The following is a 10451-nucleotide window of genomic DNA, read 5'->3' as shown; positions in this document are numbered from 1 at the left end:
CCAGATGTGGAAGCCCGGTAACGGGTGAAGCTGACTGGTACTAATAGGCCGAGGGCTTGTCCTCAGTTGCTCGCGTCCACTGTGTTAGTTCTGAAATAACGAACAGCTGTGTCCATGCCAGCGTTCAAATTTCATAGTGTTTCGGTGGTCATAGCGTTAGGGAAACGCCCGGTTACATTCCGAACCCGGAAGCTAAGCCTTTCAGCGCCGATGGTACTGCAGGGGGGACCCTGTGGGAGAGTAGGACGCCGCCGAACAACCCGCCCTTTTAGCTCAGTCGGTAGAGCGTCTCCATGGTAAGGAGAAGGTCAACGGTTCGATTCCGTTAAAGGGCTCCAAAAAAGAAGGCCCCCGCCAATAGGCGGGGGCCTTTTTTGTTTTCAGGCCGATGGCAGGGCGAGGCCGGCGGGGGCTGCGGGCCGCGAGGGCTGGAGGGGCGGGCCGGACCACACCTGCCTAGAGTGGATGTGAAGGCTAGATAAGGTACGTCCGGCGGCTTTGAGGTGCCCCCACAGGCCGCTCGGCTGGCCCAGGAGGCGTGATGACGGTACCCCCCGGCGTTGCGGCACCGCAGCACCCGCAGAACGACCCCGAGGACATCCTCAAGCACGTGGGAGCCACGTGGCACTGGGCGCTCGGCTTCGCCCTCGCGACCCTGATCCCCGGCATCCTCGTGCTGGTCTGGCCCGACGAGACGCTGCACATCCTGGCGGTCATCATCGGTCTGCAGCTCTTGGTGGCGGGCGTCTTCCGCTTCGTCACGGCCTTTTCGCACAGCAGCGACGGCGGCAGCAGACTGGCGGGGGTCCTGATCGCGATGCTCGCGTTCCTGGCCGGCGTCCTGGTCCTGCGTCATCCGATGCAGACGATCGGGGCACTGGCCCTGATCGTCGGGGTGTTCTGGTTGCTGACCGGAGTGCTCACGGCGTTCACCGCGATCGCAGACCGTTCACTCGTCCACCGGGGCCTGCGCTTCGGCCTGGGCGCCCTCGGTGCCGTCGCCGGAATCGTCGTGCTCTGTTTCCCGGTGGATTCGGCGGTCGCCCTGACACGGCTGCTGGGACTCTGGCTCGTGCTGCTGGGCGTCTTCGAAGTGGTGATGGCGTTCGCCCTGCGCTCCGCCACCCGGCGGGTCACAGGCCGGGACACCCCTTAGTCGCCCGTGCGCTGTTCCGGGACGCGGAAGGCCAGGATGGCCATGTCGTCCGAGGCGGGTTCGGCGGCGAAGCGTTCCACCGCGCGCAGGACGCGTGAGGCCACCGCGCCCGCGGTGAGGCCCGTACAGGTGGTGAGCACCTCGGTGAGGCCGTCGTCGCCGAGCATGCGGGCGCCCTCGCGGCGTTCGGTCACGCCGTCCGTGACGCAGAGCAGGACGTCGCCGGGGTCGAGGGTGAGGGTCTGTTCGTAGAGGTCGAGGTCCTCGATCACACCCAGCAGGGGCTGCGGCTCCGCGGCCGCGTCCACCTGGCCGTTCGGGCGCAGGCGCAGCGGGAGCGGGTGGCCCGCGCAGACGACCTTCATCAGGGCGCCGCCGTCGGGCTGGGGGTGGAGCTCGCCGTAGAGGAGGGTGAGGAAGCGGCTGCGGGCGCCCTCGTCGAGGATGGCCGCGTTGAGGCGCTCGAGCACCGCCGGGCCGCCGAGGCCCTCGCGGGCCAGCAGGCGCAGCGCGTGCCGGGCGAGGCCGGTGACGGCGGCCGCCTCGGGGCCCGTACCGCAGACGTCGCCGATGGCGAAGCCGTAGACGCCGTCCCGGATGGGGAAGACGTCGTAGAAGTCGCCGCCGACCTCGTTGCCCTCGCCGGCCGCGCGGTAGATGACCTCGACCTCCATGCCGGGGATGGCGGGGGAGCCGGGCGGCAGCAGGCTGCGCTGGAGCGAGCGGCTGATCGCGGTGCGCTCGGAGTAGAGGCGGGCGTTGTCGAGGGCCAGGGCGGCGCGACGGGACAGGTCCTCGGCGAGTTCGAGGATCTCCTGGCGGAAGTGCTCCTCCCGCGGCTTGCCGAGCGTGAGCATGCCGATCACGCGGTTGCGGGCGAGGAGGGGGAGGACCACCGTCTCGCCCCCGACCGCGAGCGCGGCGTCGGACCACGGGCGGGCGCCGGCCTCGCGGACCGGTTCGGGCGGGCTGACCTCGGAGAGCAGGTCCTTGAGGCCGTCGATGCGCTCCTCGTCCTCGTGGAGGACGTAGGAGAGGAACGGGTCCGAGGACTGGTCGGCGATGGTGTAGACGGCGCACCAGGTGGCCAGGGTGGGGACGGTCATCTGGGCCATGAGGGCCAGGGTCTGGTCCCGGTCGAGGGTGCCGGCGAGCAGGTCGGAGGCCTCGACGAGGAACGAGAGGGAGCCGCGGCGCAGGCGTTCCAGTTCGCCGAGCCGGGCGGACTCGACGGCGAGGGCGATGCGGTCGGCGGCGAACTGGAGGTGCAGGGCCTCTTCGTTGGAGTAGCGGCCGGGGGTCTCGGCGGCGACGCCGAGAGAGCCGGTGAGGCGGCCTTCCACCTTGAGGGGGACGGTGACGGCGGAGCGCATGCCGGTGGCCTCCAGGAGCGGAACGGCTCCGGGGGAGGCGATCAGGTCGTCGTGGACGGCGGGCATGCGGGCGGAGCCGTACCGGTTGGTGCCGGCCTCGACGGGGACGCGGGCGAAGCGCTGGCGGGTGGAGGGCAGGCCGGTGGTGGCGCGGACCTCGAGCTCGGTCTCGTCGTCGGTGGCGAGCAGCAGGAAGGCGGCGTCGGCGTCGAGGAGGTCGCGGGCGCGTTCGACGGTGCGCTGGAGGAGTCCGTCGAGGTCGTCGGGGGCGGGGGAGCCGATGAAGACCTCGAAGGGGTCCGTGGGGCGCGGATCGGTGAAGTGGCCGCTGTCGGAGGTGGGTACCCGTACCGGGGTCTGGAGCACGGCGCGCTCGTCGTCGTGGACGAGGAGGCAGACGATGGAAGGCTCACCGTGGGCGTCACGGACCCGGAGGTGGGAGGCGAAGACGGGGATGACGCGGCCGTCGGCGCCACGGACGCCGTAGCTGCCCTCCCAGCGGGACAGGCGCAGGGCCTCGGCGATGCCGGTTCCGGTGCCGGGGGTCTGCGGCCAGGCGGCGAGCTCGGCGAGCGGGCGGCCGAGGGCCTTCTCGGCGGGGTGACCGAAGATGTGCTCGGCGTCCTCGTTCCATGCGGAGATGAAGTCGTCGGAGTCGATCTGGAGGACGGCCACGCGGACCCGGCTGTCGGCCAGGGGCAGCAGCTGGTCGGGGACGACGGGGCCCGCCGAGCGGGTACCGACCGGCCGGTCTGGCAGGTCGAGGCGGAACCAGACGTGCTTGTGGGTGGCCGTGTACTCGACGCCCCAGCGGGTGGCGAGGGCGGCGCAGAGCATCAGGCCGCGGCCGTTCTCGCGGTCCGGGTCGGCGTAGGGGCGCTCTCCGGGGTGCTGGAGCGGGAGCTCACGCTCCGGGTACCGGTCGGCGACCTCGACGCGTACGCCGCCGTCGGCGCGCAGGCACAGGACCTCGGCCCGGGTTCCGGCGTGGACCACGGCATTGGTGACGAGCTCGCTGGTGAGGACCACCGCGTCGTCGACGATGTCCGCGAAACCCCAGCCGTGCAGGGTGTCGCGGACGAATCCGCGGGCGGCGGCGACCGAGCGCCCGAGGGGATCGAAGCTGGCAGCCGCCCGTGCCGTGATCACTGGTCTCCTTCGACGCGGTTGGACATCGGGTGCCAGGTTACTTACCTTCGCGGTCGGCATGGTGCCGTCGTCGGGGATTCCACCCGCAGGGTACGGCGGGTGTGCGATGGTGCCGAAGTGTTATGGCCGGGTTCGGCCAGGGTGAAACACTGGGCAGGCTTGCAGAGCCGGCTTGTGATGAGCCAGGTGTCCGGTGGAAAAGTGGTCGACCCTTTCGGGAGGGACACGGTGGAGTCTGGCGCAGCGGTGCGGCGTACGGGAACGAGGCCGAAGGGCGGACGTTCCCGGCGCAGTGGCACGACGGAGGTCGATACCGCCGCTCTGAACCGGCTGCTCACGGCCCTGGTGTCGATGCGGGACGGGAATTTCCGCAAGAGGCTGACGGTGTCCGGCGAGGGCGTGATGGCGGAGATCGCCGCCGTCTACAACGAGGTCGCCGACCGGAACCTCCACCTGACCGGGGAGCTGTCCCGGGTGCGGCGGATGGTGGGCCGCGAGGGCAAGCTGAGCGAACGGCTGGAAACGGGTGCCTGTGAGGGCTCCTGGGCGGCCGCGATCGACGCCTCGAACCAGTTGGTGGACGATCTGGCCCGGCCGGTGTCCGAGGTGGGCCGGGTGCTGTCGGCGGTGGCCGAGGGTGATCTGGACCAGCGGATGGATCTGCGGACGCAGGCGGCCGAGGGGGCCGGGCATCCGCTGCGCGGGGAGTTCCTGAAGGTCGGGCGTACGGTCAACAACCTGGTCGATCAGCTGTCCGCGTTCACCGACGAGGTGACGCGCGTGGCGCTGGAGGTGGGCACCGAGGGCAAGCTCGGTGGTCAAGCCCAGGTGCGCGGGATGTCGGGATCCTGGAAGGATCTGACCGACTCCGTCAACACGATGGCGTACCGGCTCACCGCTCAAGTGCGTGATATCGCTCTCGTCACGACGGCGGTCGCCAAGGGCGATCTGTCGCGCAAGGTCACGGTGCACGTGGCCGGCGAGATGCTCCAGCTGAAGAACACCGTGAACACGATGGTGGACCAGCTGTCGTCCTTCTCCTCCGAGGTGACCCGGGTCGCCCGCGAGGTGGGTACCGAGGGCGAGCTGGGCGGCCAGGCGAAGGTGCCCGGGGTCGCGGGCGTGTGGAAGGACCTGACGGACTCGGTCAACACCATGGCCGGGAACCTGACGGCCCAGGTGCGCGGGATCGCGCAGGTGACCACGGCGGTCGCGAACGGCGACCTGTCGCAGAAGGTACGGGTGAGCGCGCGCGGCGAGGTGGCGCAGCTGGCCGAAACGATCAACCAGATGACCGAGACGCTGCGGACCTTCGCGGACGAGGTCACGCGCGTGGCCAGCGAGGTCGGGGCCAAGGGTCTGCTGGGCGGCCAGGCGCAGGTGCCGGGTGCGGCGGGGACGTGGAAGGACCTCACCGACTCGGTGAACACGGTCTTCCGCAACCTCACCACCCAGGTGCGGGACATCGCCCAGGTGACGACGGCGGTGGCCAACGGCGACCTGTCGCAGAAGGTCACGGTCGACGTGGCCGGCGAGATGCTCGAGCTGAAGAACACCGTGAACACGATGGTGGACCAGCTGTCCTCCTTCGGTGCGGAAGTGACGCGTGTGGCCCGGGAGGTCGGCGTCGAGGGCGAGCTGGGCGGCCAGGCGCAGGTGCCGGGTGCGGCGGGGACGTGGAAGGACCTCACCGACTCGGTGAACACCGCCTTCCGCAACCTCACCGGGCAGGTCCGCAACATCGCCCAGGTGACCACGGCGGTGGCCAACGGCGACCTGTCGCAGAAGGTCACGGTGGACGTCTCCGGCGAGATGCTCCAGCTGAAGAACACCGTGAACACGATGGTGGACCAGCTGTCCTCCTTCGCCGACCAGGTCACGCGGATGGCGCGGGACGTGGGTACGGAGGGCCGCCTCGGCGGCCAGGCCCGGGTGGAGGGGGTCTCCGGCACCTGGAAGGAGCTCACCGACTCCGTCAACTTCATGGCCGGGAACCTGACCTCGCAGGTGCGCCAGATCGCTCAGGTGACGACGGCGGTGGCCCGGGGCGACCTGTCGCAGAAGATCGACGTGGACGCCCGGGGCGAGATCCTGGAGCTGAAGAACACCATCAACACGATGGTCGACCAGCTCTCGGCCTTCGCCGAGCAGGTGACCCGGGTGGCCCGGGACGTGGGTACCGAGGGCCGCCTCGGCGGTCAGGCGCAGGTGCCCGGCGTGGCCGGCGTCTGGCGTGACCTGACGGACTCCGTGAACGGCATGGCGGGGAACCTGACCTCGCAGGTGCGCAACATCGCCCAGGTCGCGACGGCGGTGGCGCGCGGTGACCTGTCGCAGAAGATCGACGTGGACGCCCGGGGCGAGATCCTGGAGCTGAAGAACACCCTCAACACGATGGTCGACCAGCTCTCGAACTTCGCGGAGCAGGTGACGCGGGTGGCCCGCGAGGTGGGTACCGAGGGCATCCTCGGCGGCCAGGCGGAGGTGAAGGGGGTCTCCGGTACCTGGAAGGACCTCACCCAGTCCGTCAACTTCATGGCGAACAACCTGACGTCCCAGGTGCGCAACATCGCCGAGGTGACCACGGCCGTGGCCATGGGCGACCTCTCCAAGAAGATCACCGTCGACGCCAAGGGCGAGATCCTCGAACTGGTCACCACGGTCAACACGATGGTGGACCAGCTGTCGTCGTTCGCGGAGCAGGTGACGCGGGTGGCCCGCGAGGTGGGCTCCGAGGGCATCCTCGGCGGTCAGGCCCGGGTGCGCGGGGTGACGGGCATCTGGAAGGACCTGACCGACAACGTCAACCTGATGGCCAACAACCTGACCTCGCAGGTGCGCAACATCTCCCAGGTCTCGGCGGCGGTCGCCAACGGCGACCTGACGAAGAAGGTCACGGTCGAGGCGCGCGGCGAGGTCGCGCAGCTCGCCGACACCGTCAACACGATGGTGAAGACCCTGTCGTCCTTCGCGGACGAGGTGACCCGCGTGGCCCGCGAGGTGGGTACGGAGGGCCGCCTGGGCGGTCAGGCGCACGTGCCGGGCGTTTCGGGGACCTGGAAGGACCTCACCGACTCGGTGAACTTCATGGCCTCCAACCTCACCGGTCAGGTGCGGCAGATCGCCATGGTCACGACCGCCATCGCCAAGGGCGACATGACCAAGAAGATCGACATCGACGCCCGCGGTGAGATCCTGGAGCTCAAGACGACCATCAACACGATGGTCGACCAGCTCTCGTCCTTCGCCGACCAGGTGACCCGGGTGGCCCGCGAGGTGGGCACCGAGGGCATCCTGGGCGGCCAGGCCCGGGTCAGGGACGTCGACGGGACCTGGCGGGACCTGACCGAGTCCGTGAACGAGATGGCCGGGAACCTCACCCGGCAGGTACGCGCGATCGCGGCCGTTGCCACCGCGGTGACCCGCGGCGACCTCAACCTGAAGATCGACGTGGACGCGGCGGGCGAGATCCAGGTCCTCCAGGACAACATCAACACGATGATCGCGAACCTGCGCGACACCACCTTGGCCAACAAGGAGCAGGACTGGCTCAAGGGCAACCTCGCCCGGATCTCCGCCCTGATGCAGGGCCGCCGGGAGCTCGACGACGTCGCCTCGCTGATCATGAGCGAGCTGACCCCGGTGGTCTCCGCGCAGCACGGCGCCTTCTTCCTGGCGCTGCCGGCCGGCGGCACCACCGAGATCGGGACGGAGGGGGGCGCGGACGGCTCGTACGAGCTGCGGATGCGCGGGAGTTACGCGTACGCGGGCGGCCAGATGCCCATCTCCTTCCGGCCGGGGGAGGGGCTGATCGGGGCGGTCGCCGAGGAGAAGCGGATGATCCTCGTCGAGAACACCCCGCCGGGCTACCTGAAGATCTCCTCGGGCCTGGGCGAGGCGCCGCCGGCACACGTGATCGTGCTGCCGGTTCTCTTCGAGGGGAAGGTGCTCGGCGTCATCGAGCTGGCCTCCTTCACGCCCTTCACGCAGATCCAGAAGGATTTCCTCAGCCAGATCGCCGAGATGATCGGTACGAGCGTCAACACCATCAGCGTCAACTCCAAGACGGAGATGCTGCTGAAGCAGTCGCAGGAGATGACCGAGCAGCTGCGCGAGCGCTCCGACGAGCTGGAGAACCGGCAGAAGGCCCTGCAGGCCGCCAACGCGGAGCTGGAGGAGAAGGCCGAGCTGCTGGCCCAGCAGAACCGGGACATCGAGGTGAAGAACACCGAGATCGAGGAGGCCCGGCAGGTCCTGGAGGAGCGCGCCGAGCAGCTCGCGGTCTCGATGCGCTACAAGTCCGAGTTCCTGGCGAACATGTCGCACGAGCTGCGGACCCCGCTCAACTCGCTGCTGATCCTGGCCAAGCTGCTCGCCGACAACGCCGACGGGAACCTCTCGCCGAAGCAGGTGGAGTTCGCCGAGACGATCCACGGCGCGGGTTCCGACCTGCTGCAGCTGATCAACGACATCCTGGACCTGTCGAAGGTCGAGGCGGGGAAGATGGACGTCTCGCCGACCCGGATCGCGCTGGTCCAGCTCGTGGACTACGTGGAGGCGACCTTCCGGCCGCTGACGGCGGAGAAGGGCCTGGACTTCTCGGTACGGGTCTCCCCGGAGCTGCCCGCCACCCTGCACACCGACGAGCAGCGGCTGCTCCAGGTGCTGCGCAACCTGCTGTCGAACGCGGTGAAGTTCACCGACGGCGGGGCGGTGGAGCTGGTGATCCGGCCGGCCGGCGCCGATGTGCCGGTGGCGATCCGCGAGCAGCTGCTGGAGGCCGGTTCGCTGCGGGAGGCGGACGCGGACCTGATCGCCTTCTCGGTCACCGACACCGGGATCGGGATCGCCGCGAGCAAGATGCTGGTGATCTTCGAGGCGTTCAAGCAGGCGGACGGGACGACGAGCCGCAAGTACGGCGGCACAGGGCTGGGCCTGTCCATCAGCCGGGAGATCGCCCGGCTGCTGGGCGGGGAGATCCACGCGGCCAGCGAGCCCGGCCGCGGGTCCACGTTCACGCTGTACCTGCCGCTGCACCCGAGCGAGCTGCCCCCGCAGGGGTACGCGCCGCCGACGCCCGGCGGCGCCCGCGGCGAGCTGTACCGCAGGTCCCTGGACGGGGGCCGGCCCGCGCTGCCGGGAAGCCAGGGCGGACCGGCGGTCGTTCCGTCGGTGCAGGCGCAGCCGGTACGGCCGGCGCTGTCGGCCGTGGAGCCGGCCGGGCAGGGGCAGGGGCAGGGCCAGGGCGGCGGTGGCGGAGCCGCGCTGTTCCGGCGCCGGCGCAAGGCGGCGAGCGATCAGGAGCCGCGTACGGCGGTTCCGGGGCAGCCGAACGTGGTGGGGCCCGAGGACGGCTGGGGCAGCGCGGAGGAGGAACTTCCGGTGGTGCCCCGGACGTACGACTTCCACGGCGAGAAGGTGCTCATCGTGGACGACGACGTACGCAACGTCTTCGCGCTCACCAGCGTGCTGGAACAGCACGGGCTGGCCGTGCTGTACGCGGAGAACGGGCGGGAGGGCATCGAGGTCCTGGAGCAGCACGACGACGTGACGGTCGTGCTGATGGACATCATGATGCCCGAGATGGACGGGTACGCGACGACCTCGGCGATCCGGCGGATGCCGCAGTTCGCGGGCCTGCCGATCATCGCGCTGACGGCGAAGGCGATGAAGGGGGACCGGGAGAAGGCGATCGACTCCGGGGCTTCCGACTACGTCACCAAGCCGGTCGACCCCGACTACCTGCTGTCGGTGATGGAGCAGTGGATGCGCGGCAAATGACCGCCGGGAGAGCGGGCGGACCCTCCTCGCCGACTGACTGTGCCCGCAACGGTGTGGAAGGTCGGTGAACGGGGAACCTTCTGCTCTCCCGCCACGTTTCTGCTTCGTGCACAGTGACATCTTGGTGACAGGGTGTGGCGATCTCGGGACTGGGGCTACGATGACCGGCACAAGGACGGACGGCGCAAGGATGCCGCCCTCTGGGGCGGGGCCCGGCGCACACGCCGGCGCCCGTAGCCGGGGAGGCCCCATGCCGGGGCGAGGAGGACAGGGCATGGTGCAGAAGGCCAAGATCCTCCTGGTCGACGACCGGCCGGAGAATCTGCTGGCGCTGGAGGCCATCCTCTCCGCGCTCGATCAGACACTGGTCCGGGCGTCGTCGGGGGAGGAAGCGCTCAAGGCGCTGCTGACGGACGATTTCGCGGTCATCCTGCTGGATGTCCAGATGCCGGGCATGGACGGATTCGAAACCGCCGCGCACATCAAGCGGCGGGAACGGACCCGGGACATCCCGATCATCTTCCTGACCGCGATCAACCACGGTCCGCACCACACCTTCCGCGGTTACGCGGCGGGTGCGGTCGACTACATCTCCAAGCCCTTCGACCCGTGGGTGCTGCGGGCCAAGGTCTCGGTCTTCGTGGAGCTGTACACGAAGAACTGCCAACTGCGCGAGCAGGCGGCCCTGCTGCGGCTCCAGCTGGAGGGCGGCAACTCGGGCGGCGTGGACGCGGGCAAGGAGACGGCCGGACTGCTGGCCGAGCTCTCCGCGCGGCTCGCGGCGGTCGAGGAGCAGGCCGAGGCACTGACCAAGCAGCTCGGCGAGGACTCCGCCGACGCCGGCGTGGTGGCGACCGCGGCGCACCTGGAGCGCAAACTCACCGGACTGCGGCGGGCACTCGACGCCCTGGAGCCCGGGACGGCCGGAGGGGCTCCGGCCCTGCCCGCGCAGAACTGACCGTGCGCGGGTCGGGGCTGGCGGCGCGTCAAAG

At 69.8% G+C, this 10451-nt stretch carries 4 protein-coding genes, 1 tRNA gene and 1 rRNA gene; 5 read left to right on the top strand and 1 reads right to left on the bottom strand.

Annotated features, from left to right (window positions below; translation table 11 throughout):
- Positions 1–140 precede the first annotated feature (140 nt).
- The 3 genes from rrf to ACGFZK_RS27110 all read left to right on the top strand — a co-directional run bounded on the left by rrf (position 141) and on the right by ACGFZK_RS27110 (position 1156).
- Positions 141–257, top strand: a 5S ribosomal RNA gene (gene rrf / locus ACGFZK_RS27120).
- A gap of 5 nt (positions 258–262) precedes the next feature.
- A tRNA-Thr gene (locus ACGFZK_RS27115) sits at positions 263–338 on the top strand.
- Positions 339–541: 203 nt separating this feature from the next.
- Positions 542–1156 carry an HdeD family acid-resistance protein gene (locus ACGFZK_RS27110; RefSeq protein ID WP_393851460.1) on the top strand — a complete coding sequence of 205 codons (615 nt, stop codon included), beginning with the start codon at positions 542–544 and terminating at the stop codon, positions 1154–1156.
- Here ACGFZK_RS27110 and ACGFZK_RS27105 read toward each other — a convergent pair.
- Positions 1153–3738: a SpoIIE family protein phosphatase gene (locus ACGFZK_RS27105; RefSeq protein WP_393851459.1), complete on the bottom strand. Its 2586-nt coding sequence runs from the start codon at positions 3736–3738 to the stop codon at positions 1153–1155. The genes ACGFZK_RS27110 and ACGFZK_RS27105 overlap by 4 nt on opposite strands.
- Before the next feature lie 168 nt (positions 3739–3906).
- On the opposite strand from ACGFZK_RS27105, the gene ACGFZK_RS27100 reads away from it, so the two are divergent.
- Together ACGFZK_RS27100 and ACGFZK_RS27095 are read left to right on the top strand one after the other, a co-directional pair.
- Positions 3907–9459, top strand: coding sequence for a HAMP domain-containing protein (locus tag ACGFZK_RS27100; protein ID WP_393851458.1), 5553 nt, complete (start codon positions 3907–3909; stop codon positions 9457–9459).
- Positions 9460–9733: 274 nt separating this feature from the next.
- Entirely contained in the window at positions 9734–10417 is a 684-nt protein-coding gene (locus ACGFZK_RS27095; protein WP_393851457.1) for a two-component system response regulator, read from the top strand.
- Positions 10418–10451: the final 34 nt, after the last annotated feature.

Source organism: Streptomyces sp. NPDC048257 (assembly GCF_043201855.1).
Taxonomy (GTDB): domain Bacteria; phylum Actinomycetota; class Actinomycetes; order Streptomycetales; family Streptomycetaceae; genus Streptomyces.
This window is presented reverse-complemented; position numbering and strand designations above follow the sequence as displayed.

Coding starts and splice junctions, on each gene's coding strand:
- ACGFZK_RS27095 (WP_393851457.1), top strand. CDS start 9,734: ATGGTGCAGAAGGCCAAGATCCTCCTGGTCGACGACCGGCCGGAGAAT.
- ACGFZK_RS27110 (WP_393851460.1), top strand. CDS start 542: ATGACGGTACCCCCCGGCGTTGCGGCACCGCAGCACCCGCAGAACGAC.
- ACGFZK_RS27105 (WP_393851459.1), bottom strand. CDS start 3,738: ATGCCGACCGCGAAGGTAAGTAACCTGGCACCCGATGTCCAACCGCGT.